Source organism: Pseudomonas sp. TE31087, from assembly GCF_057284075.1.
In genome coordinates, this window is record NZ_JBXVNN010000001.1 from 2,916,958 (window position 1) to 2,943,042 (window position 26,085).

The 26,085-nt window shown below is 63.9% G+C and carries 28 protein-coding genes; 18 read left to right on the top strand and 10 right to left on the bottom strand.

The window, feature by feature from the left end; translation table 11 throughout:
* Nucleotides 1-3 precede the first annotated feature (3 nt).
* Entirely contained in the window at nucleotides 4-207 is a 204-nt protein-coding gene (locus tag ACZ899_RS13115; protein WP_012313055.1) for an SEC-C metal-binding domain-containing protein, read from the top strand.
* Between the two features lie 193 nt (nucleotides 208-400).
* Nucleotides 401-2,836: a penicillin acylase family protein gene (locus tag ACZ899_RS13120; protein ID WP_234561823.1), complete on the top strand. Its 2,436-nt coding sequence runs from the start codon at nucleotides 401-403 to the stop codon at nucleotides 2,834-2,836.
* Nucleotides 2,837-2,916: 80 nt separating this feature from the next.
* Here ACZ899_RS13120 and ACZ899_RS13125 read toward each other — a convergent pair whose 3' ends face one another.
* The gene (locus ACZ899_RS13125; RefSeq protein ID WP_203647746.1) at nucleotides 2,917-3,342 is read right to left on the bottom strand and encodes a type II toxin-antitoxin system HicB family antitoxin; all 426 of its coding nucleotides are present in this window, start codon (nucleotides 3,340-3,342) and stop codon (nucleotides 2,917-2,919) included.
* Between the two features lie 226 nt (nucleotides 3,343-3,568).
* On the opposite strand from ACZ899_RS13125, the gene ACZ899_RS13130 reads away from it, so the two are divergent.
* On the top strand, nucleotides 3,569-4,684 hold the full coding sequence (locus tag ACZ899_RS13130) for a succinylglutamate desuccinylase/aspartoacylase family protein (protein ID WP_203647747.1): 1,116 nt from the start codon (nucleotides 3,569-3,571) through the stop codon (nucleotides 4,682-4,684).
* A 6-nt stretch (nucleotides 4,685-4,690) separates the two neighbouring features.
* On the opposite strand, the gene ACZ899_RS13135 is transcribed toward ACZ899_RS13130, so the two are convergent.
* Complete coding sequence (locus ACZ899_RS13135) at nucleotides 4,691-4,933, bottom strand: hypothetical protein (protein ID WP_203647748.1); 243 nt, start codon at nucleotides 4,931-4,933, stop codon at nucleotides 4,691-4,693.
* 97 nt (nucleotides 4,934-5,030) lie between these two features.
* Nucleotides 5,031-5,597: a dCTP deaminase gene (gene dcd / locus ACZ899_RS13140; RefSeq protein ID WP_050704036.1), complete on the bottom strand. Its 567-nt coding sequence runs from the start codon at nucleotides 5,595-5,597 to the stop codon at nucleotides 5,031-5,033.
* Between the two features lie 328 nt (nucleotides 5,598-5,925).
* Between dcd and ACZ899_RS13145 the strand changes: the two genes are divergently transcribed.
* Nucleotides 5,926-6,135: a cold-shock protein gene (locus ACZ899_RS13145; protein WP_003254922.1), complete on the top strand. Its 210-nt coding sequence runs from the start codon at nucleotides 5,926-5,928 to the stop codon at nucleotides 6,133-6,135.
* Nucleotides 6,136-6,328: 193 nt separating this feature from the next.
* Here the strand turns inward: ACZ899_RS13145 and apbC are convergent, their stop codons facing one another.
* Nucleotides 6,329-7,423, bottom strand: coding sequence for an iron-sulfur cluster carrier protein ApbC (gene apbC, locus ACZ899_RS13150; RefSeq protein WP_234561824.1), 1,095 nt, complete (start codon nucleotides 7,421-7,423; stop codon nucleotides 6,329-6,331).
* A gap of 158 nt (nucleotides 7,424-7,581) precedes the next feature.
* On the opposite strand from apbC, the gene metG reads away from it, so the two are divergent.
* The 7 genes from metG (at nucleotide 7,582) to ACZ899_RS13185 (ending at nucleotide 13,365) form a co-directional block, all read left to right on the top strand.
* Complete coding sequence (gene metG, locus ACZ899_RS13155; protein WP_234561826.1) at nucleotides 7,582-9,624, top strand: methionine--tRNA ligase; 2,043 nt, start codon at nucleotides 7,582-7,584, stop codon at nucleotides 9,622-9,624.
* Between the two features lie 89 nt (nucleotides 9,625-9,713).
* Nucleotides 9,714-10,262 (top strand): Rnf-Nqr domain containing protein, encoded by a 549-nt coding sequence (locus tag ACZ899_RS13160; protein ID WP_234561828.1) that lies wholly within the window; start codon nucleotides 9,714-9,716, stop codon nucleotides 10,260-10,262.
* 75 nt (nucleotides 10,263-10,337) lie between these two features.
* Entirely contained in the window at nucleotides 10,338-11,312 is a 975-nt protein-coding gene (locus ACZ899_RS13165; RefSeq protein WP_203647752.1) for an RnfABCDGE type electron transport complex subunit D, read from the top strand.
* Entirely contained in the window at nucleotides 11,309-11,920 is a 612-nt protein-coding gene (locus ACZ899_RS13170) for an RnfABCDGE type electron transport complex subunit G (RefSeq protein WP_234561830.1), read from the top strand. Before ACZ899_RS13165 ends, ACZ899_RS13170 begins: the two co-directional genes overlap by 4 nt.
* A complete protein-coding gene (locus tag ACZ899_RS13175) occupies nucleotides 11,917-12,441 on the top strand; it encodes an Rnf-Nqr domain containing protein (RefSeq protein WP_232855803.1) in 525 nt (174 codons plus the stop codon). The genes ACZ899_RS13170 and ACZ899_RS13175 overlap by 4 nt, the downstream gene beginning before the upstream one ends.
* 4 nt (nucleotides 12,442-12,445) lie before the next feature.
* Nucleotides 12,446-13,084, top strand: a complete 639-nt coding sequence (nth, locus tag ACZ899_RS13180; RefSeq protein ID WP_232855802.1) for an endonuclease III — start codon at nucleotides 12,446-12,448, stop codon at nucleotides 13,082-13,084.
* A gap of 104 nt (nucleotides 13,085-13,188) precedes the next feature.
* Complete coding sequence (locus ACZ899_RS13185) at nucleotides 13,189-13,365, top strand: PA3496 family putative envelope integrity protein (RefSeq protein ID WP_203647754.1); 177 nt, start codon at nucleotides 13,189-13,191, stop codon at nucleotides 13,363-13,365.
* 46 nt (nucleotides 13,366-13,411) lie between these two features.
* Here ACZ899_RS13185 and ACZ899_RS13190 read toward each other — a convergent pair whose 3' ends face one another.
* Nucleotides 13,412-14,038 carry a response regulator transcription factor gene (locus ACZ899_RS13190; protein WP_028690074.1) on the bottom strand — a complete coding sequence of 209 codons (627 nt, stop codon included), beginning with the start codon at nucleotides 14,036-14,038 and terminating at the stop codon, nucleotides 13,412-13,414.
* 367 nt (nucleotides 14,039-14,405) lie between these two features.
* Here ACZ899_RS13190 and ACZ899_RS13195 point away from each other — a divergent pair, with 367 nt between their 5' ends.
* The gene (locus ACZ899_RS13195; RefSeq protein ID WP_232855801.1) at nucleotides 14,406-14,861 is read left to right on the top strand and encodes a hypothetical protein; all 456 of its coding nucleotides are present in this window, start codon (nucleotides 14,406-14,408) and stop codon (nucleotides 14,859-14,861) included.
* A 42-nt stretch (nucleotides 14,862-14,903) separates the two neighbouring features.
* Here the strand turns inward: ACZ899_RS13195 and ACZ899_RS13200 are convergent, their stop codons facing one another.
* Together ACZ899_RS13200 and ACZ899_RS13205 are read right to left on the bottom strand one after the other, a co-directional pair.
* Nucleotides 14,904-16,121, bottom strand: a complete 1,218-nt coding sequence (locus tag ACZ899_RS13200; RefSeq protein ID WP_234561832.1) for an argininosuccinate synthase — start codon at nucleotides 16,119-16,121, stop codon at nucleotides 14,904-14,906.
* A 128-nt stretch (nucleotides 16,122-16,249) separates the two neighbouring features.
* Nucleotides 16,250-17,227, bottom strand: coding sequence for a flagellar protein MotY (locus tag ACZ899_RS13205; protein WP_234561834.1), 978 nt, complete (start codon nucleotides 17,225-17,227; stop codon nucleotides 16,250-16,252).
* A gap of 130 nt (nucleotides 17,228-17,357) precedes the next feature.
* Here ACZ899_RS13205 and pyrC point away from each other — a divergent pair, with 130 nt between their 5' ends.
* Complete coding sequence (gene pyrC / locus ACZ899_RS13210; RefSeq protein ID WP_203647756.1) at nucleotides 17,358-18,404, top strand: dihydroorotase; 1,047 nt, start codon at nucleotides 17,358-17,360, stop codon at nucleotides 18,402-18,404.
* A 59-nt stretch (nucleotides 18,405-18,463) separates the two neighbouring features.
* Nucleotides 18,464-19,075, top strand: a complete 612-nt coding sequence (gene rnt, locus ACZ899_RS13215; protein ID WP_225933324.1) for a ribonuclease T — start codon at nucleotides 18,464-18,466, stop codon at nucleotides 19,073-19,075.
* Between the two features lie 76 nt (nucleotides 19,076-19,151).
* Here the strand turns inward: rnt and ACZ899_RS13220 are convergent, their stop codons facing one another.
* A complete protein-coding gene (locus ACZ899_RS13220) occupies nucleotides 19,152-19,754 on the bottom strand; it encodes a peroxiredoxin (RefSeq protein WP_023629028.1) in 603 nt (200 codons plus the stop codon).
* 214 nt (nucleotides 19,755-19,968) lie between these two features.
* Here ACZ899_RS13220 and ACZ899_RS13225 point away from each other — a divergent pair, with 214 nt between their 5' ends.
* Nucleotides 19,969-20,190 (top strand): bacterioferritin-associated ferredoxin, encoded by a 222-nt coding sequence (locus tag ACZ899_RS13225; RefSeq protein ID WP_203647757.1) that lies wholly within the window; start codon nucleotides 19,969-19,971, stop codon nucleotides 20,188-20,190.
* A gap of 201 nt (nucleotides 20,191-20,391) precedes the next feature.
* Nucleotides 20,392-20,865, top strand: a complete 474-nt coding sequence (bfr, locus tag ACZ899_RS13230; RefSeq protein ID WP_028690081.1) for a bacterioferritin — start codon at nucleotides 20,392-20,394, stop codon at nucleotides 20,863-20,865.
* A gap of 284 nt (nucleotides 20,866-21,149) precedes the next feature.
* Here bfr and grxD read toward each other — a convergent pair whose 3' ends face one another.
* A complete protein-coding gene (grxD, locus tag ACZ899_RS13235) occupies nucleotides 21,150-21,485 on the bottom strand; it encodes a Grx4 family monothiol glutaredoxin (RefSeq protein WP_103449407.1) in 336 nt (111 codons plus the stop codon).
* Nucleotides 21,486-21,576: 91 nt separating this feature from the next.
* Nucleotides 21,577-23,685 carry a molybdopterin oxidoreductase family protein gene (locus ACZ899_RS13240; RefSeq protein ID WP_234561836.1) on the bottom strand — a complete coding sequence of 703 codons (2,109 nt, stop codon included), beginning with the start codon at nucleotides 23,683-23,685 and terminating at the stop codon, nucleotides 21,577-21,579.
* Nucleotides 23,686-24,049: 364 nt separating this feature from the next.
* Here ACZ899_RS13240 and argF point away from each other — a divergent pair, with 364 nt between their 5' ends.
* Together argF and ACZ899_RS13250 are read left to right on the top strand one after the other, a co-directional pair.
* Entirely contained in the window at nucleotides 24,050-24,970 is a 921-nt protein-coding gene (gene argF / locus ACZ899_RS13245) for an ornithine carbamoyltransferase (protein WP_234561838.1), read from the top strand.
* A complete protein-coding gene (locus ACZ899_RS13250) occupies nucleotides 24,967-26,076 on the top strand; it encodes an ABC transporter ATP-binding protein (RefSeq protein WP_234561840.1) in 1,110 nt (369 codons plus the stop codon). Before argF ends, ACZ899_RS13250 begins: the two co-directional genes overlap by 4 nt.
* Nucleotides 26,077-26,085: the final 9 nt, after the last annotated feature.

Consider the following 26,085-nt stretch of genomic DNA (forward strand, 5'->3'; position numbering starts at 1 on the left):
GCAATGACCCAGCAACCCCATGTCCATGGCCCCGACTGCAACCACGGTCACGACCATCACCACGACCACGACCATGGCCATGTGCACGGCCCGCACTGCAACCACGGCCACCAGGAGCCGGTGCGCAACGCCCTGAAGGACGTCGGCCGCAACGACCCTTGCCCGTGCGGCAGCGAGAAGAAATTCAAGAAGTGCCACGGCGCCTGATCGACGTCAAATCAGGCCATCGCGGGTCAAGCCCGCTCCCATGCAAATCGTCATGGGAGTGGGCTTGACCCGCGATCTGCACCTACCAGCACTACCACTGGTAAATAAAGCTTCCCGGCACCTTGCACGGCGACTGCGCGCTCACTACCTTAGCGCCTTTCAGAACCCCGCCACGCCCTGCAGGAGCCTAGTCATGGCCGCCCCCGTCCTTCCGCCCTTCCCTCTCCGCCTCGGCAATGCTGCCGCGTTGCTTGGCCTGCTCGCGCTCGGCGGCTGCCAGATGGGTGGTCACCAGGACAGCGTACTGCCGACGACCGGCGTGCAACCGCTCAAGGGCCTGGCGCAGAACGTCTCGGTTCGGCGCAACGCGATGGGCGCGCCGCTGATCGAAAGCAGCAGCTTCCACGATGCGCTGTTCAGCCTGGGCTACCTGCATGCCGGGGATCGCATCGAGCAGATGGTCGCCATGCGCCTGCTGGCCCAGGGGCGCCTGGCCGAGCTGGCCGGGGCCGACGCCCTGGAGATGGATCGTCTGATGCGTGCGGCCAACCTCAAGCAGAGCGCCGGCCAGCTCTATGCCGACGCCTCGCCGCGCCTGAAGCGCTTCTTCGAGGTGTACGCCCGCGGGGTCAACGCCTACCTGTTCCGCTACCGCGACAAGCTGCCGGGCGAACTCGCCCGCAGCGGCTACCGTCCGGAATACTGGAAACCCGAGGACTCGGCGCTGATCTTCAGTCTCTACGCCTTCAGCCAGTCGGTGAACCTGCAGGAGGAACTGTCGGCCCTGCCCCTGGCGCAGAAGGTCGGTGCCGACAAGCTCGCCTGGCTGCTGCCCGGCGCCCCCGACGAGCCACTGGCCGAAGGCGAGGTCGACAAACTCAAGGGCGTGAACCTGGCCAGCCAGCTGCCGGGGCTCGGCGCACTCACCGCCGCCGGCCAGCAACTGGCCGATCTCGGCCTGCTGGGCGCCCCCGGCTCGGCCAACCTGGCCCTGGCGCCCCAGCGCAGCCGCAGCGGCAATAGTCTGCTGGCCAGCGACAGCCGCGCCGCCTGGGCGCTGAGCCCGGTGCAGATCCACACCACCAAGTACCGGGTCGCCGGCCTGTCGCTGCCAGGCCTGCCGATCGTGCTGGCCGGCTACAACGGCAAGCTGGCCTGGAGCAGCAGCGCGGTGATGGCCGACAACCAGGACCTGTTCCTCGAGCAGGTACGCCGCCAGGGCAACCAGCTGAGCTACCTCGCCGACGGCAAGTGGCAGCAGGCCCGCGCACGCAACGAAACCTTCTTCGTCCGTGGCCAGCGACCGCAGCGCGAGGTGATGTACGACACCCGTCACGGCACCCTGCTGCCGGGTCATGGCAGCCTGGCCCTGGCCCTGCACCTGCCGCAGCTCAAGGAGGATCGCAGCCTCGACGCGCTGTTCGACCTGACCCGCGCGCAGAACATAGAACGCGCCTTCGACAGCACCCGCGAGGTCACTGCGGCGGCGCTGAACTTCGTGTTCGCCGAGCCGCAGCACATCGGCTGGCAGGTCAGTGGCCGCTACCCCAACCGCCGCGAAGGCCAGGGCCTGCTGCCCTCGCCGGGCTGGGACGGGCGCTATGACTGGGACGGCTACGCCGACGCGATGCTGCACCCCTACGACCAGGATCCGCCCGCCGGCTTCATCGGTCACGCCAACCAGCGCAGCCTGCCCAAGGGCTATGGCATGCAGCTGTCGAGCAGTTGGTACTACCCCGAGCGCGCCGAGCGCATGGCCCAGCTGGCCGGCAACGGTCGTCATGACAGCCGCAGCCTGATGGCGCTGCAGAACGATCAGGTGACGCTGCTGGCCGACAAGCTCAAGCAGATGTTCGACGCCCCCGGCATGGCCCAGCCGCTCAAGCAGGCCATCGATGCCCTGCCCGCCGCGCAGCGCGACAAGGCCCGCGATGCCCTGGCCCGGCTCAAGGCCTTTGATGGCCGACTAAGCCCGGTGTCGGCCGATGCCGCGCTGTATGAACTGTTCCTGCAGGCGGTCACCCGGCAGACCTTCCTCGACGAACTGGGCCCGGAATCCAGCCCGGCCTGGCAGGCCTTCGTCGGCAATGCCCAGCTGTCCTACTCCGCCCAGGTCGATCACCTGCTGGGGCGCGACGACAGTCCGTTCTGGGATGATCGCGGCACGCCGCAGAAAGAAGACAAGCCGACCATCCTCGCCCGCAGCCTGGCCGCCGCAGTAGATGCCGGCACCGCCCAGCTCGGCGCCGATCGCCGCGCCTGGCAATGGGGCAAGCTGCACCAGTACCGCTGGCCGGCACCGGCCTACCACGGCCTGGGCGACAAGCTCGACCGCGCGCCCCTGGCGGCGGGCGGCGACTTCAGCACCCTGGCCCTGACGCCCTATGCCTGGGGGAGCAACTTCGACACCCAGCTACCGGCCTCGGCGCGGATGATCGTCGACTTCGGCCAGGCAGAACCGCTGCAGGTACTGACCAGCAACGGCCAGTCCGGCAACCCGGCCAGCCGTCACTACAGCGACGGGCTCGATGCCTGGTCCAAGGGCCGCTTCACCAGCCTGCCGCTGCAACCACAGAACTTTGCCCGTGCCTATGGCAGCCAGCGGTTGACGCTGGTGCCTGGCAAATAAGTCCTATTGCGGTCCATCCGCGGTAGCCCTGGATGGACCGCAATAGAAGCTTCGCCAGGAGGTAAGCTCCCGGAGCCCTCTCAGGCAGCCACCACTGCAAGTTCGATGCGCTGCCCCAACACATGCAAGGCATGCTCGACCTGTTCGATCTTGGAGCGATGCAGCAGGTCGACCAGGCGATCCACCTGCGGTCGGTTAACGCCAAGCCGTCGGGCCATTTCAGTCTTGGTCACATTCTGGGCGATCATGGTGTTCCACAAGGCCGCCTTGGCTGCGGTCAGCGCCGGCAACCTGACAACGGCCTCGGCCGATTGCAATGACGTAGGCAACGGAATGGCGACCCGCCGCTCCACGTACAGTGAAAGCGCCGATTCCAGGCCATCCACGGCATCGAACAGCGCCTCATCGAGCGTATCCCCCGCACTGGCCATCTCGGGAATATCCGGGCAACTGATCCAGACACTGCCTGCATCACGGTGCACGTTCACCGGATAATCGAAATTCATTTAGTCACCTCGTTGCGTGGCCAATCGCGGACAACATATTTGTTGCGCATTACGATGAAGCCCCAGTAAACAACACCTGAAGGTTCAGCATTTCTTCATTTCAGGTAGTCCGTGTCTGTACCGTGCTCCTCGGTCCCGCGATCTGAATAGTGCGCCACTCCCGAAGTTATGCTTCTATCCTTGATCCCAGCCTTCGCCCTACAACGCTGACGACATCAGGACCACCATGCACCACTCGACCCACGACCTGCTCTCCCCTGTCCCGGGTATCGCCCGCCAGCTGCACAGCTTCCACTTCGGCCCGCGTGGCGCCGGCAAGGTGTACATCCAGGCCTCGCTGCACGCCGACGAGCTGCCGGGCATGCTGGTGGCCTGGCACTTGAAGCAGCGACTCGGGGAAATGGAGCAGCAGGGCCGGTTGCACAAGGAGATCATCCTGGTGCCGGTGGCCAACCCGGTGGGCCTGGAGCAGGTGCTGCTGGACGCGCCGCTGGGCCGTTTCGAACTGCAGAGCGGCGAGAACTTCAACCGCAGGTTCGTCGACCTGTCCGACAGCATTGGCGACCAGATCGAGGGGCACCTCACCCAGGATCCGGCGCACAACCTGGCGCTGATACGCGAATACCTGCGCCGGGGCCTGGATGCCCACCCCGCGCACACGCCGCTGCAGTCGCAGCGCCTGACCCTGCAACGCCTGGCCTGCGACGCCGACATGGTGCTCGACCTGCATTGCGACTTCGAGGCCGTCGAGCACCTGTACACCACGCCGGAGGCCTGGCCCCAGGTCGAGCCGCTGGCCCGTTACCTGGGCGTGCAGGCCAGCCTGCTGGCCACCGATTCGGGCGGACAGTCGTTCGATGAGTGTTTCAGCCTGGTGTGGTGGCAGCTGCAGCAGCGCTTCGGCAAACGCTTCCCGATCCCCCAGGGCAGTTTCTCGGTGACCATCGAGCTGCGCGGCCAGGCCGATGTCAGCCACCCGCTGGCGACCCGGGACTGCCAGGCGATCCTCGACTTCCTTACCCATGCCGGGGTCATCGAGGGCCAGCCGGCGCCGTTGCCCGCATTGGTTCACCCGGCAACGCCGCTGGCGGCGGTTGAGCCGGTCATGACGCCGCTCGGCGGGCTGCTGGTGTTCCACGCCGCGCCCGGCCAGTACCTGCAAGCCGGTGAGCTGATCGCCGAGGTCATCGACCCGCTCAACGACCGGGTCACGCCCCTGCGCAATACCCAGGCCGGGCTGCTCTATGCGCGCAGCATCCGGCGCATGGCCACGGCGGGCATGGTGGTTGCCCATGTGGCCGGCGAGCAGGTCTGTCGCAGCGGCTACCTGTTGGGCAACTGAGAAAAATCAGGCCACCGGGGCTGGAGGCGGCTCATCGGGCAGGGTCGGCTCGCCCGGTTCCATCGGCGGATGCTCGCCGGGTTCCGGCGGTTGCGGCGTGTCGGGATCGGGCTGGTGTGGCACGCCACCGGCCTGCATCGGTAGCGGTGTGTGGATCGGCGGGTGGGCCATCAGCGACCAGGCCAGCAATCCGATCTGGTTCGGCTGCAGGACGGCCAGCTTGGCACTGATTGAGGGGTCGAGTTTCATCGGCGGCTCCTGACGAGGCCCGGCGCACGGCATGCGCGCCGAAACTGTATTCTCGTTGGAGTGCCGGGCGCGGAAACAATTCCCGCGCTTTGTCGGCTCAGGTGCGTGGCAGGGTAACGCCGCGCTGGCCCTGGTACTTGCCGCCACGATCCTTGTACGAGACTTCGCATGCCTCGTCGGACTGCAGGAACAGCATCTGTGCCACGCCTTCGTTGGCGTAGATCTTCGCCGGCAGCGTCGTGGTGTTGGAGAACTCCAGGGTCACATGGCCTTCCCACTCGGGCTCGAGCGGCGTGACATTGACGATGATGCCGCAACGGGCATAGGTGCTCTTGCCCAGGCAGATGGTCAGCACGTCACGTGGGATGCGGAAGTACTCGACGGTGCGGGCCAGGGCGAAGGAGTTCGGCGGGATGATGCACACGTCACTCTTGATGTCGACGAAGCTGCCGGCATCGAAGTTCTTCGGATCGACGGTGGCCGAGTTGATGTTGGTGAAAACCTTGAATTCGTCGGCACAGCGCACGTCGTAGCCGTAGCTGGAGACACCGAAGGAAATGACCCGGCTGTCCTGCTCGCCGCGCACCTGGCGCTCGACGAACGGTTCGATCATGCCGTGTTCCTGCGCCATGCGGCGAATCCACTTGTCCGATTTGATGCTCATGGCGGGGTGTCCTGAAGAGTGCGGGGTAAAAAACGAGAGGTGCATCTTACCGGTCCCGGCGCCCGGGTTAAAGTTTCCTCGCCCTATCCCGCGCCGGACGGGGCCTGCACAGGCCGTCGATCCGAATTTCATCAAAGCGCTTCTTGGCCATTGGCAGGTCGTGGAAAGTGGGTTAAGGTGGCGCCACTGTGCTGCACGTGACACCGAGAATCTCTAGTTTGATGCACGATCCTGATCGGCCCATCGCTGAATTTTCTGCTCTCTTTGCGCTCAGTCCCGGTCAGGGTGTTTCCTGACCGTTATCAACTTTGTCCAAGGAGACAGAAAAATGTCCAACCGTCAATCCGGTGTTGTCAAGTGGTTCAACGATGAGAAGGGCTACGGCTTCATCACCCCTCAGTCGGGCGACGACCTGTTCGTGCACTTCAAAGCCATCCAAGCTGACGGCTTCAAAACCCTGAAAGAAGGCCAGGCTGTTACTTTCGTCGCTACCCGCGGCCAGAAAGGCATGCAGGCTGAAGAAGTTCAGATCGCCTAAGTCGATCTCGCTTCCTCGCTTTCAAAAAAAACCCGCCATTGGCGGGTTTTTTTGTGCCTGAAGATTGATGGTTTCGTAAACATATCTCTTCGTGGGAGCGGGCTGGCCCCGCGATGGCGCCAGCGCAGGCAACCATCATCGCGGGGCAAGCCCGCTCCCACGCCCCTCAGGTCCTGCTGCTACCCAGCCCGACTCAATCTTCGCTGATGGTAATGCTCGGCACCGCCGGCGCCGCCGCTTCCTGCAGCACGATCCGCGCCCCCACCTGCCGCGCCAGCTCCTGGTAGACCATGGCGATCTGGCTTTCCGGCTCGGCGATGGCGGTCGGCTTGCCGCTGTCGGCCTGTTCGCGAATCAGCATCGACAACGGCAGCGAGGCCAGCAGCTCGACACCGTACTGCGCCGCCAGCTTCTCGCCACCGCCTTCGCCGAACAGGTGCTCGGCATGGCCGCAGTTGGAGCAGATATGCACCGCCATGTTCTCGACCACGCCCAGCACCGGGATGTTGACCTTGCGGAACATCTCCACGCCTTTCTTCGCGTCCAGCAACGCCAGGTCCTGGGGCGTGGTGACGATCACCGAGCCTGCCACCGGCACCTTCTGCGCCAGGGTCAGCTGGATGTCGCCGGTGCCCGGCGGCATATCGATCACCAGGTAGTCGAGGTCGTCCCAGGCGGTCTGGGTCACCAGTTGCAGCAATGCGCCCGAGACCATCGGGCCACGCCAGACCATCGGCGTGTTGTCGTCGGTGAGAAACGCCATGGACATGACCTCGACCCCATGGGCCTTGATCGGCACGAACCACTTCTGCTCGCGCACCTGCGGGCGGGTGCCTTCGGCGATGCCGAACATCACCCCCTGGCTCGGGCCATAGATGTCGGCATCGAGAATGCCCACCCTGGCACCTTCGCGGGCCAGGGCCAGGGCCAGGTTGGCGGCGGTGGTCGACTTGCCGACCCCGCCCTTGCCCGAGGCCACGGCGACGATGTTCTTCACGTTGGCCATCGCCGGCACCTGGGCCTGGGCCTTGTGGGTGGCGATCACGCAGTCGATGCTGACGCTGGCCGAAGTGACGCCATCAAGGTTGCCGATGGCGGTCTGCAGCACCTGCGCCCAGCCGCCCTTGAACAGGCCGGCGGCATACCCCAGCTGCAACTGCACGCTGACCTGCCCGCCCTGGATGTCGATGGCGCGCACGCAACCGGCGCTGACCGGATCCTGGTTCAGGTAGGGGTCGGTGTACTGGCGAAGCACGCCTTCGACGGCGGCACGGGTAACGGCACTCATGGAGGCTCCCATTGGCAAACTGGATACGGAACAGGCGCCTATGCTAACCCGTCAATCGTCAGCAGATGCGTCCTTGGGGTGAAATAAATTCGCCAGCCCTTTATAGTGGCCGATCACCCTCATTTTTACCCCGTAGCCAGATAAGTAGCCGAGCCACCATGTCCGAGCCACGTCAGATTCTCGTCACCAGCGCCCTGCCCTATGCCAATGGATCGATCCACCTTGGCCATATGCTGGAGTACATCCAGACGGACATGTGGGTGCGCTTCCAGAAGCTGCGCGGCAACCAGTGCATCTATGTCTGCGCCGACGACGCCCACGGTTCGGCCATCATGCTGCGCGCGGAAAAGGAAGGCATCACGCCGGAGCAGCTGATCGCCAACGTCCAGGCCGAGCACAGCGCCGACTTCGCCGACTTCCTGGTCGATTTCGATAACTACCACTCCACGCACAGCGAGGAGAACCGCGCACTGTCGAGCCTGATCTACACTCGCCTGCGCGACGCCGGGTACATCGCCACCCGTTCGGTCACCCAGTATTTCGATCCCGAGAAGGGCATGTTCCTCGCCGACCGTTTCATCAAGGGCACCTGCCCCAAGTGCGCGGCTGAGGACCAGTACGGCGACAACTGCGAGAAATGCGGCGCCACCTACGCCCCGACCGAACTGAAGAACCCCAAGTCGGCGATCTCCGGCGCCACCCCGGTGCTGCGCGACTCGCAGCATTTCTTCTTCAAGCTGCCTGACTTCCAGGCCATGCTGCAGCAGTGGACCCGCAGCGGCACCCTGCAGGACGCGGTGGCCAACAAGCTCGCCGAATGGCTGGACTCGGGCCTGCAGGAGTGGGATATCTCCCGTGACGCGCCGTACTTCGGCTTCGAGATCCCGGGAGAACCGGGCAAGTATTTCTACGTCTGGCTGGACGCGCCGATCGGCTACATGGCCAGCTTCAAGAACCTCTGCGAGCGCCGTCCGGAGCTGGACTTCGACGCGTTCTGGAACGAAGGCTCCAAGGCCGAGCTGTACCACTTCATCGGCAAGGACATCGTCAACTTCCACGCCCTGTTCTGGCCGGCCATGCTCGAAGGCGCGGGCCTGCGCAAGCCGACCGCGGTCAACGTGCACGGCTACCTGACCGTCAACGGCGCGAAGATGTCGAAATCGCGCGGCACCTTCATCAAGGCGCGCACCTACCTCGACCACCTGCAGCCGGAATACCTGCGCTACTACTACGCCGCCAAGCTGGGTCGCGGCGTCGACGACCTCGACCTGAACCTCGAGGACTTCGTGCAGAAGGTCAACTCCGACCTGGTCGGCAAGGTGGTCAACATCGCCAGCCGCTGCGCCGGCTTCATCCACAAGGGCAACGACGGTGTGATGGTTGCCGGCGATGCCGCGCCCGAGCTGACCGAGGCCTTCCTCGCCGCCGCGCCGTCGATCGCCGAGGCCTATGAGGCTCGCGACTTCGGCCGCGCCATGCGCGAGATCATGGCCCTGGCCGACCGCGCCAACGCCTGGATCGCCGACAAGGCGCCGTGGTCGCTGGCCAAACAGGAAGGCAAGCAGGATGAAGTGCAGGCCATCTGCGCCCAGGGCGTCAACCTGTTCCGCCAGCTGGTGATCTTCCTCAAGCCGGTACTGCCACTGCTGGCAGCCGACGCCGAGGCGTTCCTCAACGTCGCCCCGCTGACCTGGAACGACCACCTGTCGCGCCTGGAAAACCACCAGCTCAACCCGTTCAATGCCCTGATGAGCCGCATCGAGCCGGCCAAGGTCGAAGCCATGGTCGCCGCCAGCAAGGAAGACCTGCTGGCCGCCGAAGCCAAGGCTGCTCCGGCGGGCAATGGCGAACTGGCCAAGGACCCGCTGTCGGCCGAGATCGAGTTCGATACCTTCGCCGCAGTCGACCTGCGCGTGGCGCTGATCGTCAAGGCCGAAGCCGTGCCCGGCGCCGACAAGCTGCTGCAGCTGACCCTGGACATCGGTGACGAGCGCCGCAATGTGTTCTCGGGCATCAAGTCGGCCTACCCGGATCCTTCCCAGCTGGAAGGCCGCCTGACCATGATGGTGGCCAATCTCAAGCCGCGGAAGATGCGTTTCGGCGTTTCCGAAGGCATGGTCATGGCCGCCGGCCCCGGCGGTGAAGAGATCTACCTGCTCAGCCCCGACAGCGGCGCCAAGCCAGGCCAGCGTATCAAGTAAGCCCTCCTGCCCCGGCCAATTGGCCGGGGCAGTTGCATCTGCCGCCCGCTACCCGATAATGATGGCACCCTCCGGCTTTCGACATCGCCATGAGTGACTACGTCCTGATCCTGGTCAGCGCCGCGCTGGTCAATCACCTGGCCCTGCAGGCCGAGCCGGTCGAGCGTGCGCGCCTGCATGCACTGGGTCTGTGTTCGGCCCTGTTGATCCTCGTCGCACTACCTGTCGGCGTCTGGCTACACCGGCAATTTCTCCTGCCCATGGGGTTGCAGGACCTGCAATTGTTCATCTTCCTGCCCTTGCTGGCGGCATTGGCCTGGACACTGCCAAACCTGCTCCGACATTTTCGGCCAGGCTGGCCCCTGCACGATCTGCAACCTCTGCTGAGCGCAAACGCCGTGGTGCTAGGCTTGCTGTTACAGCTTGCCAACGGCGCCGTCGACGGCTGGGGTATTCTGGCGTGGGCCACTGTCGGCGCGCTGGGATTCTGGCTGGCCCTGGCGCTGTATGCAGACCTTGACGCCCGCTGCCGCCATACCGAGATGCCCGCAGCCCTGCGCGGCCTGCCCGTCCAGCTGATCGGGGCTGGGGTGATGGCCATGGCGTTTTCTGGACTCAACGGACTCTTCACCCAATGAGCCCGGCTCCACGCATCGCCCTGCCCCTGGCAACGGAAGCCATCGCTGTGCAACACCTCGAGGACCTGTAAAGCCATGCCGACCACTGATCCGCGCCTGCGCAGCACCATGCAGCTGGTTCTGCTGGCCTGCGTCCCTGGCCTGCTGGTGCTGTTCTGGCTGCATGGCTGGGGCGTGCTGATCAACCTGCTGTTGAGCGGTTGCGCGGCGCTGGCTACCGAGGCTGTGCTATTGCGCTGGCGGAGAATGCCGGTCGCCTGCGCCCTTGGCGACGGCAGTGCACTGGTCACCGCCGCGCTGCTGGCCGCAGCCCTGCCCAGCCTGGCGCCCTGGTGGCTGCCCGTGACGGCGGCCTGCGTCGCCATCGGCCTGGGGAAACAAGCTTTTGGCGGGGTCGGGCGCAACCTGTTCAACCCTGCCATGGTCGGCTATGCGTTCGTCCTGTTGAGCTTCCCGCTACAGATGAACCACTGGCCCGGTCAGGCACCTGGGCTCGTGGAAAGCCTTGGCCTGAGCTTGGGCGCCAGCGAACGGATCGACGCCTGGGCCAGCCCCACGGTGCTCGATGTGCTGCGCCACAACCGCAGCCTGACCATAGACGAACTGTTCGCCAACCACCTGGCGTTCGGCCATCTGGGCGGGCGTGGTAGCGAGTGGGTCAACCTCGCCTTCCTGCTTGGCGGGTTATTCCTGCTGCAGCGCAAGGTCTTCGGCTGGCAGGCCCCCGTCGGTCTGCTCGCCGCCTTGTTCCTGTCCGCCCTGCTGGGCTGGAATGGCGCAGGCTCCGATTCCAACGGCTCGCCACTGCTGCACCTGCTGTCCGGCTCGACCATGCTTGCCGCGTTCTTCATCGCCACCGAACCCGTGTCCGGCTGCAAGCAACCACTGGCCCGCCTGCTGTTCGGTATCGGCACCGGCCTGCTGATCTACCTGATCCGCACCTGGGGCAGCTTCGCCGATGGCACGGCGTTCGCCGTCCTGCTGATGAACCTCGCCGTCCCCACCCTTGATCGCTGGGCGGAACGCCGCCAGCAACAGGCCTGTCCATGACCGCCCGCTGGCACAGTGCCGCAGCGCTGCTCCTGGTGGCAGGGCTGGCGATTGCCGCGACGCTGGCCTGGCACCGCTTCACCGCCGGGCCGATTGCCGAGGCTTCGCGCCAATGGCAGGAACAGCAGTGGCTCAAGGTGCTGCCGCCGGGCAGCTACGACAACCGGCCATTGCAAACACCCGTGGCCCTCAAGGATCCCAGCCTGAGCCATAGCCATCTGCTGGCCGGCTACCGCGCCAGCCTGGCGGGCGTCACCAGCGCTATCCTGCTGCACAGCAGCGCCCAAGGCTATGGCGGTGCCATCGAACTGGTGATCGCCATCGCCCCCCAGGGCCGCCTGGTGGGCGTGCGCGTGCTCGAACAGCAGGAAAGCCCCGGCCTTGGCGATCAACTGGTCGACCCGGCGCGCCATTGGCTGGACCAGTTCATCGGCCGGACACTGCGCGATACGCCCGAGCAGGCCTGGGCAATCAAACGTGACCAGGGTGCGTTCGACCAGCTGGCCGGGGCGACGGTAACCTCGCGGGCAGTCATCGAGGCGATCCAGGATGCACTGCGCTATTTTGACCAGCATCGTCCCGCATTGCTCGGTGAGACGCCTCCATGAACCGTTTCTGGCTCCTGCCAATCAGCCTGGCGCCATTGCTCGGCGCGACCAGCACCATCGTCCAGGCGCTTGCGATCAGCCTTTGCACAATACTGCTGGTGGGCCTGCACCAGGCGTTGATGACTCCTCTGCGCCGTCACCTGGAACAAGCCCCCCGCCTGTGGATGAGCATTGTACTTGCCGCCACCTTGGCGACCTGCCTGCACCTCGGCCTGCAAGCCTGGGCAATGCCCCTGACCAAACAGCTTGGCCTCTACCCACTGCTGCTGGCCTTGCCCTGCCTCGCCAGCGAGCAACTGCCAGCACAGCCTGGCCGATATCGCCACCTGGGGTTCGGACTGCTCGGCTTACTGGCGGCCGGGCTGGCCCTGGGCATCTGCCGCCAACTCCTGGCCGAAGGTCTCGGCCTGCACCTCGCCGCACTGGCTCCCGGCGCGCTGATACTGCTCGGCTTGCTGCTGGGCCTGTACAATCACCTGCGCCCATCGAATACCGCCTCACGCCGTCAAGGAACCCGTTGACCCCATGAATGCCGCCAAACGCCTGGAGATCTTTCGCAGGCTGCATGAAGACAATCCCGAACCCAAGACCGAACTGGCCTACTCCACCCCTTTCGAACTGCTGATCGCCGTGATTCTCTCGGCCCAGTCGACGGATGTCGGCGTCAACAAGGCCACCGCCCGCCTGTTCCCGGTCGCCAATACCCCACAAGCCATCCACGCCCTGGGCGTCGACGGCCTGAGCGAGTACATCAAGACCATCGGCCTGTACAACAGCAAGGCCAAGAACGTCATCGAAACCTGCCGCCTGCTGGTCGAGCAGCACGCCGGCGAAGTCCCGCAGACCCGCGAGGCCCTCGAAGCCCTGCCCGGCGTCGGCCGCAAGACCGCCAACGTGGTGCTCAACACTGCCTTTCGCCAGCTCACCATGGCCGTCGACACGCATATCTTCCGGGTCAGTAACCGCACAGGTATCGCACCGGGCAAGACCGTGCTGGAGGTGGAGAAGAAGCTGCTCAAGTTCGTCCCCAGGGACTATCTGCTCGATTCCCACCACTGGTTGATCCTGCATGGCCGTTACGTCTGCCAGGCCCGAAAACCGCGCTGTGGCAGTTGCCGGATCGAAGACCTGTGCGAATACAAGCACAAGACCTCCGACGATTGAGGCAATAGCTGAAACCTGCGCGAGGCAATTGAAAAAATCTTTTTTACCCGCTCTGCGATTCCCGTTATAAGGACGGCCAATGGCCCTTTGGCTTGGAGTGACGCATGAGCACCGATAAAGAAGAGCTGGTAATCGACGACGATTTCCAGAGTGCGGACGACGATGTGGAGCCGCAGGCCGAACCGGCCAAGACCAACCTGAGCAAACGCCGCACCATCGACAACATGCTCGAGGAACGACGCCTGCAGAAGCAACTGGCCGACTTCGACTACGACTTGTAGAACAGGCACGCAAAAGCCTCCCGAACGGAGGCTTTTTCAATGATGCTCAGGCCAGCCCATGACGCTGGGCAAGCTCGATCAGGTCCACCAGCGAGCGGGCATTCAGCTTGAGCAGCAGGCGCGTCTTGTAGGTACTGACCGTCTTGTTGCTGAGGAACATGCTGTCGGCGATCTCCTTGTTGCTCTTGCCCCGGGCAAGCTGCTGCAACACCATCATCTCCCGCCCGGAAAGCCGCTCGACCATCTCCATCTCCGTGGCGCCGCTCACGCCCGAGCGTCCCTTGTGCAGCGCCTGGTTGGGGAAGTAGCTGTAGCCGGACAGCACGGCCTTGATCGCGCTGAGCAGTTCGGTCAGCTCCTGCTGCTTGCACACATAACCCGCCGCCCCCGCCTGCATGCAGCGCATCGAGAAGTGCCCCGGCGCCTGAGAGGTCAGCACCAGCACCTTGGTCCCGGGACTTGCCAGGGTCATCCGGGCAATCACTTCAAGCCCATCCAGTTTGGGGATCCCGATATCCAGAATGACAATGTCCGGCAGATACTCCCGCGTCAGTTGCAAGGCATCCACACCATTGTCGCTCTCCGCCACTACCTCGTAGCCATGCCGTTCCATCAGCATGCGTACGGCCAGGCGAATGACCGGGTGATCATCCACGATCAGCACTTTATTCATGCGATTCCCATTGATACGTTATTTTTAGTTCGATAGACCACCACACCCGAGCATAACGATTATTTATGCAGCGGTTTCCCTGGCAAATTCACCGAAAGAAGTGGACTACTGTTAATAGAGATTCTTCCTACAAGCAGCTAATTAACAAAATGTAATAGATGCATGTTCGTCGCCCCCAAAAAGTAACAGTCGGCAGAATTGGATCCAAGTGCCGCCAGGTGACACTTCATGCAGGAAATTTCGACTGTACAGACTGGATAAAAAGCGCTGCCGTAGCCTGTGGCATCACCCGGCAGGGAAATGATCCACGCTTATCGCATTCGGAAAAACGAGCTACTGATGGGCAAAGCATGGCCAGGCACTCATCATGAATCGCGACCCTATCAGTCCGTTGACCCTTATCGCTGTATTTGCCGGTGTGATCGAGGCGTCCGCCCTGGCCTCGCTGCCGTTTCTCAGCGACGACAGCCAGATTGTCTACACCTGGTTTCTGGTGGGGTTTCCGTTCTTCCTTACCGTGCTGTTCTTCCTTACGCTCAACTTCAACAACGGCTCGCTGTTTGCCCCGGACAGACGCGCCACGGGGGCGGACAGGCCGCCTCGCCCACCTGCCGCACGGGACAAAGGGGCGATGATCATCGCCATCTCCGGCGCCGACAGTCGAAAGCTCATCGAAAACCATGTGCAGCGGATGATCGAGCGTCCCCACGGCCAACAGCGACGCTGGATCCTGTACAACCTCGATACGCGAACCTGCATCCACCTATCGGTATCGCCGATGCAGGAAGGCGAGGCCCCGCCTCCCCCTGAATCCCGGGCATGAAAAAACCCGGCCGAGGCCGGGTTTTTCGGGCACGCCAAAGGCTTACAGCAGCGAACGGCCCTTGTTGGCCGCGATGCGCATGCGCAGTGCGTTGAGCTTGATGAAGCCTGCGGCATCGGCCTGGTTGTAGGCGCCGCCGTCTTCCTCGAAGGTCGCGATATTGGCATCGAACAGCGAGTCGTCCGACTTGCGGCCAACGACCGTGACATTACTCTTGTACAGCTTCAGGCGCACGACGCCGTTCACGTTGACCTGGGAGGCGTCGATCATCTGCTGCAGCATCAGACGCTCCGGGCTCCACCAGTAGCCGGTGTAGATCAGGCTGGCGTACTTGGGCATCAGCTCATCCTTCAGGTGAGCGACTTCGCGGTCCAGGGTGATCGACTCGATGGCACGGTGAGCCTTGAGCATGATGGTGCCGCCCGGGGTCTCGTAGCAGCCGCGCGACTTCATGCCGACGTAGCGGTTCTCGACGATGTCCAGGCGACCGATGCCGTTGGCGCCGCCGATGCGGTTGAGGTCGGCCAGCACGGTGGCCGGGGTCTTCTCGACGCCGTCGATGGCGACGATGTCACCGTTGCGGTAGGTCAGCTCGAGGTAGGTGGCCTGGTCGGGGGCGTTCTCAGGCGAGACGCTCCATTTCCACATGTCTTCCTCGTGCTCGGTCCAGGTATCTTCCAGGACACCGCCTTCGTAGGAGATGTGCAGCAGGTTGGCGTCCATCGAGTACGGCGATTTCTTCTTGCCGTGGCGCTCGATCGGGATGCCGTGCTTCTCGGCGTAGTCCATCAGCTTCTCGCGGGACAGCAGGTCCCACTCGCGCCATGGAGCGATGACCTTGACGCCTGGCTTGAGCGCATAGGCGCCCAGTTCGAAGCGCACCTGGTCGTTGCCCTTGCCGGTGGCACCGTGGGAAATGGCGTCGGCGCCGGTTTCGTTGGCGATCTCGATCAGGCGCTTGGCGATCAGCGGGCGGGCGATGGAAGTACCCAGCAGGTACTCGCCTTCGTAGACGGTGTTGGCGCGGAACATCGGGAAGACGAAATCACGCACGAACTCTTCGCGCAGGTCGTCGATGTAGATTTCTTTCACGCCCATCGCCTGGGCCTTGGCGCGGGCCGGCTCGACCTCCTCGCCCTGGCCGAGGTCAGCGGTGAAGGTCACCACTTCACAGTTGTAGGTGTCCTGCAGCCACTTGAGAATCACCGAAGTATCAAGGCCGCCGGAATACGCCAATACGACCTTTTTTACGTCCGCCATGCCATCACTCCACGGGGTTGTACGGAAAGCGGATGATTCTACCGGCGTTGCTGAAAAATTTACAATGGGGCGACAGCTTGTGACGACAAAGCGACAGGAATTGTCGAGAGCGCGACCCGCTGTCGCACTCAGGATTTCGCTGGAGCGGACGGCGTGGCAGCGGCTGCAGGCGTCGTTGGCGCAGGCGTGGCGGCGGGTGCCGGGGCCGACGGGGGCACCTGCGCTGCCGGTTTCTCCACCGGCTTCTCGACCGGCGTTACACGCTCGAGCTGGATGTTCACCCGACGGTTGCGCGCCCGGTTGGCGGCACTGTTGTTCTTGGCCAACGGATAGCGTTCGCCGTGGAAGCGTACGCTGATCTGCTCTTCCGGCACGCCATGGGCCTTGAGGTAGTCGGCCACCGCCAGGGCCCGTCGGCGGGAGGTGTCGCGGTTGGTCAGGCGATTGCCGCTGTTGTCGGAGTGGCCGTTGAGTTCGATGTGGTTGACCGTCGGATCGGCCTTCAGGTAGTCGAGCAGCACATCCAGACGGGCGCGCGCCGAGCTGTCCAGCTCGATCCCGCCGCCGGGGAAGCCGACCTGGGTCTGGCGGATCTGGTCGTAGTTCATCGGCAGCAGCTTGGCGGCGCACAGTTGGTAGTCGCTGTAGGCCTTGGCGAAGCTGACCGGCATCACATGCACTTCCATCGGCCGACCACCTTCGCCCCGGTAGTTGCGCACCACGGTGCTGCGACCATCGAGCAGGCCGTTGATCAGGCGGCTGGCCTGCCCCTGGCTGGAGGTGAACAGCACGCCGGTACGGGCCATGTGCACCGCACCGAGGTTGATGTCGCCGCGCCCGGGCTGCCAGGGCGCGGCGGCGGCCAGCAGGGTGGCGGAGCCAGCGCCCAGGACATTGCTGTCCGAACGCAGCTGGAAGGTCGGCTGCTCGCCGGCACGGCGCACGAACTCACCGCTGCCGAAACCGTCGATCGGCTGGATCAGGCGACATTCGAACTGGTCACCCTCGACTTTCCAGGCGACGTTCTCCACGCGGGTCTGGAAGGTCATTGCCCCGGCCGGCAGGCTGGCAACGAGGGTGAACAGGGCTAGGTAACGCTGGCGCACGGGCGGCTCCACAAATTCCGACGACTTACCTGAACGCTATCGGTCGCCCGTCGGAAAACTTGATAGCCGTGCTCGAACAGGGGTTTTCCGGTAGCATTGGCTTCTGAGTTCGACCCGCCTGGAATCTCCAATGTCCGATCGCCTGACCCTCCTGCGCCCCGACGACTGGCACATCCATCTGCGCGATGGTGCCGTCCTGCCCCACACCGTCGGTGACGTGGCGCGCACCTTCGCCCGTGCCATCATCATGCCTAACCTGGTTCCGCCGGTGCGCAACGCCGTCGAGGCCGCCGCCTACCGTGAGCGCATCCTTGCCGCACGCCCCGCCGGCAGCCGCTTCGAGCCACTGATGGTGCTCTATCTCACCGACCGCACCAGCGCCGACGATGTGCGGGCCGCCAAGGCCAGCGGGATCGTGTACGCCGCCAAGCTCTACCCGGCCGGCGCAACCACCAACTCCGATTCGGGCGTGACCAGCATCGACAATATCTTCCCGGCGATCGAGGCCCTGGCCGAAACCGGCATGCCCTTGCTGGTGCACGGTGAAGTCACGCGCAGCGAGATCGACGTGTTCGACCGCGAGAAACGCTTCATCGACGAGCACATGCGCCGCCTGGTCGAACGCTTCCCGACCCTGAAGGTGGTGTTCGAACACATCACCACCAGCGACGCCGCGCAGTTCGTCAGCGAAGCGCCGGCCAACGTCGGTGCGACCATCACCGCCCAGCACCTGCTGTACAACCGCAACCACATGCTGGTTGGCGGTATCCGCCCGCACTTCTACTGCCTGCCGATCCTCAAGCGCAACACCCATCAGGTGGCGCTGCTGGATGCCGCCACCAGCGGCAACCCGAAGTTCTTCCTCGGCACCGACTCGGCGCCCCACGCCAAGCATGCCAAGGAAGCCGCCTGCGGCTGCGCCGGCTGCTACACCGCTTATGCCGCCATCGAGATGTACGCCGAGGCGTTCGAACAGCGCAACGCCCTGGACAAGCTCGAAGGCTTCGCCAGCAAGCACGGCCCGGACTTCTACGGCCTGGCGCGCAACACCGACACCATCACCCTGGTGCGTGAGGAATGGACCGCGCCGGACAGCCTGCCGTTCGGCGACAACACCGTGATCCCCTTGCGCGCCGGTGAGAAGTTGCGCTGGCGCCTGCTGGAGGACAACGCGTGAGCGAAGATCTGTACGAAGACGACCAGGACAGCCAGGTCAGCAGCGGCTCGCGCCACCCGATGGCCGAGCGTTTCCGTGGCTACCTGCCCGTGGTGGTGGATGTCGAGACCGGCGGTTTCAACAGCGCCACCGACGCGCTGCTGGAGATCGCCGCCGTCACCATCGGCATGGACGAGAAGGGCTTCCTGTTCCCCGAGCACACCTACTTCCACCGGGTCGAACCGTTCGAAGGGGCCAATATCGAAGCGGCCGCGCTGGAGTTCACCGGTATCAAGCTGGACCACCCGCTGCGCATGGCGGTGAGCGAGGAAAGCGCGCTGACCGATATCTTCCGCGGCGTGCGCAAGGCGCTGAAGGCCAATGGCTGCAAGCGGGCGATCCTGGTCGGGCACAACAGCAGCTTCGACCTGGGCTTCCTCAATGCCGCGGTGGCGCGCAACGACATCAAGCGCAACCCGTTCCATCCGTTCTCCAGCTTCGATACCGCCACCCTCGCCGGCCTCGCCTACGGCCAGACCGTGCTGGCCCGGGCCTGCCAGAGCGCGGACATCGACTTCGACGGGCGTGAGGCGCATTCGGCGCGCTACGACACCGAGAAGACCGCCGAGTTGTTCTGCGGCATCGTCAATCGCTGGAAAGAGATGGGCGGCTGGCGCGATTTCAACGATTGAAGCCCGCCTCCCGCGACATGTTCGCAGCGCATAAAAAAACCGGCCACCAGGGCCGGTTTTTTTATGCGCATGGCAATTACAGCTTGCCAGCGTTCTCGCTCAGGTAAGCAGCAACGCCTTCCGGCGAAGCGTTCATGCCCTTGTCGCCTTTCTTCCAGTTGGCCGGGCAGACTTCGCCGTGCTCTTCGTGGAACTGCAGGGCGTCGACCAGGCGCAGCAGCTCGTCCATGTTACGGCCCAGTGGCAGGTCGTTGACGATCTGCGAACGAACGACACCGTTGGTGTCGATCAGGAAGGCGCCACGGAAGGCCACGCCGCCTTCGGACTCGACGTCGTAGGCCTTGCAGATTTCGTGGGTCATGTCGGCTGCCAGGGTGTACTTGACCTGACCGATACCGCCGTTGTTGACCGGGGTGTTGCGCCAGGCGTTGTGGGTGAAGTGCGAGTCGATCGACACGCCGATCACTTCCACGTTGCGCGCCTGGAAGTCAGGGATGCGGTTGTCCAGGGCGATCAGCTCGGACGGGCAGACGAAGGTGAAGTCCAGCGGGTAGAAGAATACCAGGCCGTACTTGCCCTTGATGGCCGAGGCCAGGTTGAAGCTGTCGACGATCTCGCCGTTGCCCAGCACGGCTGGAACGGTGAAGTCCGGGGCTTGTTTGCCAACGAGTACGCTCATTCGATCTCTCCTGATGAGGGGTGAAAAACCTTGCCCGGGCGGAACATCTTCCCCCGGATCCAGCAAAGGCCGACCATCATACACAGCTTTGCGTGACAGGCCGAATCTCGACCGCCGGTCGCTCTGGCGCGCACCTTACACAAAGTGTTTTGACAAGCATTCTCATTACCATTACTCTCCAACGCATCGACTCAACCCGCGACGGTCAGCCTTTATGTATGTGTGTCTCTGTGTCGGTGTCACCGATGGACAGATCCGCGATGCGATCTACGAAGGATGCTGCAGCTACAAGGAAGTGCGAGCTGCCACCAATGTGGCCAGCCAGTGCGGCAAGTGCGCCTGCCTCGCCAAGCAGGTGGTGCGCGAAACCCTCACCGAGCTGCAACTGAGCCAGCAGGCCGCCCTGCCCTACCCCGCTGAATTCAACGCGGCGTAATTACCCCGAATTCGAAGAACCGGACCCAGAGTCCGGTTTTTTTATGCCTGCAATTCAATAAGTTAGCGCCCGAACGCAGTTCACAAACATTCTTATTCCGATTAATTTTCACTTATTATTCAATAACTTAGGTTTGACATAGATAGTTGAGGGGCTCAGACTTGTTTTCATTGGCTCAACATCTACAGGGCAGACCCCATCATGAAAGGCGACGTAAGCGTCATCCAGCATCTCAACAAGATCCTCGGAAACGAGCTGGTCGCAATCAACCAGTACTTCCTGCACGCGCGCATGTATGAAGATTGGGGCCTGAACAGGATCGGCAAGCTCGAGTACAAAGAGTCCATCCAGGCGATGAAGGACGCTGACAAGCTGATCAAGCGCATCCTCTTCCTCGAAGGCATCCCCAACGTCCAGGACCTGGGCAAGCTGATGATCGGCGAGCACACCAAGGAGATGCTCGACTGCGACCTGAAGCTTGAGAAAAAGGCCCATGCCGACCTCAAGGCCGCCATTGCCCACTGCGAAACCGCTGGCGACTTCGGCTCGCGCGACGTGCTCGAAGACATCCTCGAAGACCAGGAAGAGCACATCGATTGGCTGGAAACCCAGCTGGGACTGATCGACAAGATCACAATCGAGAACTACCTGCAGTCGCAGATGGGCGAAGAGTAAGCTTTACGTCGGTCAGACAAAGCATCTCCAGCAGGTGATCGCGTAACCCTGTAGGAGCGGCCTTGCCGAGGCGTCGGACCGGCCGGAAAGGGGCGCGTAGCGGCCCCAGATCTACGCATCAAGCTGATATTGCCGGGGCCGCTATGCGGCCCTTTCGCGACACAAGGCCGCTCCTACACAAGCCGCATGCAGTCGACGAATTGTGGCCTTGCAATTACTGACGATTACCCAACAAAAAGCCCCGCTATCGCGGGGCTTTTTGCGTGCTGGCGAGTAGACCTGAATCAGGCCTCGGAAGCCTTGGCCTTGGCGGCCGCGTCCTTGATCAGGGTCTGCAGTTCACCCTTCTCGAACATTTCCAGCATGATGTCGCTGCCGCCGACCAGCTCACCAGCCACCCACAGTTGCGGGAAAGTCGGCCAGTTGGCGTACTTGGGCAGGTTGGCGCGAATTTCCGGGTTCTGCAGGATGTCGACGTAGGCGAACTTCTCGCCGCACCCCATCACGGCCTGCGAAGCCTTGGCCGAGAAGCCACACTGTGGGGCATTCGGCGAACCTTTCATGTAAAGCAGAATGGTGTTGTTGGCAATCTGCTCTTTGATTGTATCGATGATATCCATGAAGCACCTCGGCTGAACTTTCCGACAGGGTCGTCGGCACGGTGACGCATTGTATCGGAAAGCCGAGCAGCGTGCTCGGCCTTGCCGTGCTTCATGCGGCCTCGACCTGTACCGGCACGCCATTGAGGGCGGCATTGCCGGAAACGCCATCGCGCAGGTGTTCGTCAGTCAGGTCATTGGCACTCGCCCCCGGCTGCACAGCGGCCACCTGCAAGCGCGCGCCCTGGCGCCCATGGCCGTAGCCATGGGGCAGGCTGACCACGCCCGGCATCATCTCCTCGCTGGCCTGTACCGCCACCTCGATCACCCCTGTGCGCGAGCGCACCCGCACCATCTGGCCGTCCTGCAACTGGCGCCGGCTCAAGTCGTCCGGGTGCATCAGCAACTGGTGGCGCGGCTTGCCTTTGACCAGGCGGTGGTAGTTGTGCATCCACGAGTTGTTGCTGCGCACATGGCGACGGCCGATGAGCAACAGCTGGTCATCCGTGGGCGCGGACACACTGGCAAGGCGCCGCAGGTCTTCGAGCAGCACCGCCGGTGCCGCCTCGACCTGCCCGCTCGCCGTGCGCAGGCGCGTTGCCAGGTTGGCACATAGCGGCCCGAGGTCGAGACCATGGGGATACGCGTCTAGCGCCTCCAGCGAGAGCTTCCAGGGCGTCCCGTCGCCATAAGGCCCCTTGCGCAGGGCGAAGTCGATCATCTGTGCCGGCGGCAAGGTGGCCTTGAGCTCGACCTGCGCGCGCTCGACAAAGGCCTTGGCCAGGCCCACGAAGATCTCCCAGTCGTGCAGCGCGCCATCGGGCTTGGGTAGGATCGCCCGGTTGAAGCGGGTGACGTTGCGCACCGCCAGCAGGTTGAAGGTGGAATCGTAGTGATCGTTCTCCAGCGCCGAGGTCGACGGCAGGATCAGGTCGGCATGGCGCGTGGTCTCGTTGATGTACAGATCGATGCTGAGCATGAAGTCGAGGCCGGCCAGGGCCTCGTCCAGGCGTCGCCCGTTAGGCGTGGACAGCACCGGGTTGCCTGCCACGGTCACCAGCGCCCGCACCTGCCCTTCGCCTGGTTCGAGGATCTCTTCGGCCAGGGCCGAGACCGGCAGCTCGCCGCCATACTCGGGCAAGCCCGAGACCCGGCTGCGCCATTGATCGAAATGCCCGCCGGAGGTGCTGGCGACCAGGTCGACCGCAGGCGCCGTGCACAGGGCGCCGCCTTCACGATCAAGATTGCCGGTGACCAGGTTGATCAACTGCACCAGCCAGTGGCACAGCGAACCGAAGGCCTGGGTCGATACGCCCATCCGGCCATAGCACACCGCCTTGTCGGCGGCGGCGAAATCCCGCGCCAGCTGGCGGATCGCCTCGGCCGGAATACCGCACAACGCGCTCATGGCGGACGCATCGAACGGCAGGATGGCTTCGCGCACCTGCTCCAGGCCCGCAACCGGCAGATGCGAGCCCCGGGCCAGGTTCTCGCTGAACAGCGTATGCAGCAAGCCACACAGCAGCGCCGCGTCGCCACCGGGGCGAATGAACAGGTGCTGGTCGGCCAGCGCAGCCGTCTCGCTGCGTCGCGGATCCACCACCACCAGTTGCCCGCCCCTGGCCTTGAGTGCCTTGAGGCGCTTTTCCACATCCGGGACGGTCATGATGCTGCCATTGGAGGCCAATGGATTGCCGCCGAGGATGAGCATGAACTGCGTATGGTCGATGTCCGGAATTGGCAGCAGCAGGCCATGGCCGTACATCAGGTGGCTGGTCAGGTGCTGCGGCAACTGGTCCACCGAGGTCGCCGAGAAGCGATTGCGGGTCTTGAGCAAGCCAAGGAAATAGTTGCTATGGGTCATCAGCCCATAGTTGTGCACGCTGGGGTTGCCCTGGTACACGGCGACCGCGTTGCGCCCGTGGGCCTGCTGGATCGCCCACAGCCGCTCGGCGGCCAGGGCGAAGGCTTCGTCCCAACTGATTGGCAGCCACTGGTCACCGATGCGCCGGTGGGGCTGGCGCAGGCGGTCGGGGTCCTCCTGGATGTCCTGCAGGGCGACCGCCTTGGGGCAGACATGGCCGCGGCTGAACGGATCCTGCGGGTCGCCCTTGATCGAGCTGATCCGCGCCGGGCCATCGGCTTCGTGGGTGACTTCGATGTTCAGGCCGCAGATGGCCTCGCACAGGTGACAGGCTCGGTGATGCAGGGTCTTGGTCATGGCCGCCTCTGCCTTGTTATTGTCGAGGTTCGACTATGCGCCTGCCGACCGGGGCTCGCCAGCGAGGTTCGCGGCGTGAATCGGACGACATCAGGCGGGCGATTCGCGACAACGGGTTTGCCAAATACGCTCCGAGCCGTGTACAACCGCTGTAGCAAATAAAAAACAGCTAGCCGGCAAGGGCTTACGACACCCTTTGACACAGTGGCGCTGTTTCCCCTCTTGGTTTTAGGCGACATTTAATTATAGTATTGCGCCTTTCCCTATTCCGTCCGCCCCGTGCGGCTTACGCCGCAGGTCACCCCCGTTGTCAACAAAACCCATACGGTCGACCTGCAGAACGTTGCAGATAAGGTAGTCAATCATGAGCGCAAGGCACTTTCTCTCCCTGATGGATTTCACCGCTGACGAATTGCTCGGTGTGATCCGTCGAGGCATCGAGCTGAAGGACCTGCGCAAACGAGGCGTGCTGTTCGAGCCGCTGAAGAACCGCGTGCTGGGCATGATCTTCGAGAAGTCCTCGACCCGCACCCGGGTGTCCTTCGAAGCCGGCATGATCCAGCTCGGCGGCCAGGCCATCTTCCTGTCGCCGCGCGACACCCAGCTGGGCCGCGGCGAGCCGATCGCCGACAGCGCCATCGTGCTCTCGAGCATGGTCGACGCGGTGATGATCCGCACCCACGCCCACAGCACCCTGACCGAGTTCGCCGCCAACTCGAAGGTGCCGGTCATCAACGGGCTGTCCGACGAGTCGCACCCCTGCCAACTGCTGGCCGACATGCAGACCTTCCTCGAGCACCGTGGCGCGATCCAGGGCAAGACCGTGGCCTGGGTCGGCGACGGCTTCAACATGTGCAACTCCTATATCGAAGCTGCCGTGCAGTTCGATTTCCAACTGCGCATCACCTGCCCTGAAGGCTACGAGCCTGATCAACGCTTCCTGGCACTGGGCGGTGACCGTGTACAGATCATCCGTGATCCGAAGGAAGCCGTGCGCGGCGCTCATCTGGTGACCACGGATGTCTGGACTTCCATGGGCCAGGAAGAGGAAACTGCACGGCGCCTGGCGCATTTCGCGCCTTACCAGGTCACCCGCGAACTGCTCGACCTGGCGGCACCCGATGCCCTGTTCATGCATTGCCTGCCCGCCCACCGTGGCGAGGAAATCAGCCAGGACCTGCTCGACGACCCCCGTTCGGTCGCCTGGGACGAAGCTGAAAACCGCTTGCATGCGCAGAAGGCCCTTCTGGAATTCCTTGTAGAACCGGCTTACCACCACGCATGAGTCAACAGCTACTGCTCAACCTGCGCAACCTCGCCTGCGGCTATGGCGAACAGCGCATCGTCCAGAACCTCAACCTGCACCTGAACGCAGGCGACATCGGTTGCCTGCTGGGGTCCTCCGGTTGCGGCAAGACCACCACGCTGCGCGCCATCGCCGGCTTCGAGCCGGTGCACGACGGCGAGATCCAGCTGGCCGGCGAAGTCATTTCCCGCGCCGGGTTCACCCTGGCCCCGGAAAAGCGCCGGATCGGCATGGTGTTCCAGGACTACGCCCTGTTCCCCCACCTCACCGTGGCACAGAACATCGCCTTCGGCATCGGCAAGCACCCGCGCCAGGCGGCGGTGGTCGACGAGATGCTCGAGCTGGTCAAGCTCGGCGGCCTGGGCGGGCGCTACCCGCACGAGCTGTCCGGCGGCCAGCAGCAGCGCGTGGCCCTGGCCCGGGCGCTGGCGCCCGAGCCGCAACTGCTGCTGCTTGACGAGCCGTTCTCCAACCTCGACGTGGAACTGCGTCGGCGCCTGAGCCATGAGGTCCGCGACATTCTCAAGGGCCGTGGCACCAGCGCCATCCTGGTCACCCACGACCAGGAAGAAGCCTTTGCCGTCAGCGACCATGTCGGCGTGTTCAAGGAGGGTCGCCTGGAACAGTGGGACACCCCCTACAACCTCTACCACGAGCCGCAGACCCCGTTTGTCGCAAGCTTCATCGGCCAGGGCTACTTCATTCGCGGCCAGATGAGCAGCCACGAGTCAGTAACCACCGAACTCGGCGAGCTGCGCGGCAACCGTGCCTACACCATGGCTCCTGGCAGTTCGGTGGATGTGCTGCTGCGTCCGGATGACATCGTGCATGCCCCCGACAGCCCGTTGCGGGCGCGGGTCATCGGCAAGAGCTTCCTCGGCGCCTCGACCCTGTATCGCCTGCAACTGCCCACCGGCAGCCAGCTCGAGGCGATCTTCCCCAGCCACAACGACCATCAGGTCGGCCAGGACGTCGGTATCGCGGTAGCGGCGGACCACCTGGTGCTGTTCGCGGTACCCGGCAGCGTCGCCGCGCAGCTGGCCAGTCATGAGCAGGGCGTACGGCGCGTGAGTTCCGCGCATTGATGCACTGGG

Coding starts and splice junctions, on each gene's coding strand:
- ACZ899_RS13115 (WP_012313055.1), top strand. CDS start 4: ATGACCCAGCAACCCCATGTCCATGGCCCCGACTGCAACCACGGTCAC.
- ACZ899_RS13120 (WP_234561823.1), top strand. CDS start 401: ATGGCCGCCCCCGTCCTTCCGCCCTTCCCTCTCCGCCTCGGCAATGCT.
- ACZ899_RS13125 (WP_203647746.1), bottom strand. CDS start 3,342: ATGAATTTCGATTATCCGGTGAACGTGCACCGTGATGCAGGCAGTGTC.
- ACZ899_RS13130 (WP_203647747.1), top strand. CDS start 3,569: ATGCACCACTCGACCCACGACCTGCTCTCCCCTGTCCCGGGTATCGCC.
- ACZ899_RS13135 (WP_203647748.1), bottom strand. CDS start 4,933: ATGAAACTCGACCCCTCAATCAGTGCCAAGCTGGCCGTCCTGCAGCCG.
- dcd (WP_050704036.1), bottom strand. CDS start 5,597: ATGAGCATCAAATCGGACAAGTGGATTCGCCGCATGGCGCAGGAACAC.
- ACZ899_RS13145 (WP_003254922.1), top strand. CDS start 5,926: ATGTCCAACCGTCAATCCGGTGTTGTCAAGTGGTTCAACGATGAGAAG.
- apbC (WP_234561824.1), bottom strand. CDS start 7,423: ATGAGTGCCGTTACCCGTGCCGCCGTCGAAGGCGTGCTTCGCCAGTAC.
- metG (WP_234561826.1), top strand. CDS start 7,582: ATGTCCGAGCCACGTCAGATTCTCGTCACCAGCGCCCTGCCCTATGCC.
- ACZ899_RS13160 (WP_234561828.1), top strand. CDS start 9,714: ATGAGTGACTACGTCCTGATCCTGGTCAGCGCCGCGCTGGTCAATCAC.
- ACZ899_RS13165 (WP_203647752.1), top strand. CDS start 10,338: ATGCCGACCACTGATCCGCGCCTGCGCAGCACCATGCAGCTGGTTCTG.
- ACZ899_RS13170 (WP_234561830.1), top strand. CDS start 11,309: ATGACCGCCCGCTGGCACAGTGCCGCAGCGCTGCTCCTGGTGGCAGGG.
- ACZ899_RS13175 (WP_232855803.1), top strand. CDS start 11,917: ATGAACCGTTTCTGGCTCCTGCCAATCAGCCTGGCGCCATTGCTCGGC.
- nth (WP_232855802.1), top strand. CDS start 12,446: ATGAATGCCGCCAAACGCCTGGAGATCTTTCGCAGGCTGCATGAAGAC.
- ACZ899_RS13185 (WP_203647754.1), top strand. CDS start 13,189: ATGAGCACCGATAAAGAAGAGCTGGTAATCGACGACGATTTCCAGAGT.
- ACZ899_RS13190 (WP_028690074.1), bottom strand. CDS start 14,038: ATGAATAAAGTGCTGATCGTGGATGATCACCCGGTCATTCGCCTGGCC.
- ACZ899_RS13195 (WP_232855801.1), top strand. CDS start 14,406: ATGAATCGCGACCCTATCAGTCCGTTGACCCTTATCGCTGTATTTGCC.
- ACZ899_RS13200 (WP_234561832.1), bottom strand. CDS start 16,121: ATGGCGGACGTAAAAAAGGTCGTATTGGCGTATTCCGGCGGCCTTGAT.
- pyrC (WP_203647756.1), top strand. CDS start 17,358: ATGTCCGATCGCCTGACCCTCCTGCGCCCCGACGACTGGCACATCCAT.
- rnt (WP_225933324.1), top strand. CDS start 18,464: ATGGCCGAGCGTTTCCGTGGCTACCTGCCCGTGGTGGTGGATGTCGAG.
- ACZ899_RS13220 (WP_023629028.1), bottom strand. CDS start 19,754: ATGAGCGTACTCGTTGGCAAACAAGCCCCGGACTTCACCGTTCCAGCC.
- ACZ899_RS13225 (WP_203647757.1), top strand. CDS start 19,969: ATGTATGTGTGTCTCTGTGTCGGTGTCACCGATGGACAGATCCGCGAT.
- bfr (WP_028690081.1), top strand. CDS start 20,392: ATGAAAGGCGACGTAAGCGTCATCCAGCATCTCAACAAGATCCTCGGA.
- grxD (WP_103449407.1), bottom strand. CDS start 21,485: ATGGATATCATCGATACAATCAAAGAGCAGATTGCCAACAACACCATT.
- ACZ899_RS13240 (WP_234561836.1), bottom strand. CDS start 23,685: ATGACCAAGACCCTGCATCACCGAGCCTGTCACCTGTGCGAGGCCATC.
- argF (WP_234561838.1), top strand. CDS start 24,050: ATGAGCGCAAGGCACTTTCTCTCCCTGATGGATTTCACCGCTGACGAA.
- ACZ899_RS13250 (WP_234561840.1), top strand. CDS start 24,967: ATGAGTCAACAGCTACTGCTCAACCTGCGCAACCTCGCCTGCGGCTAT.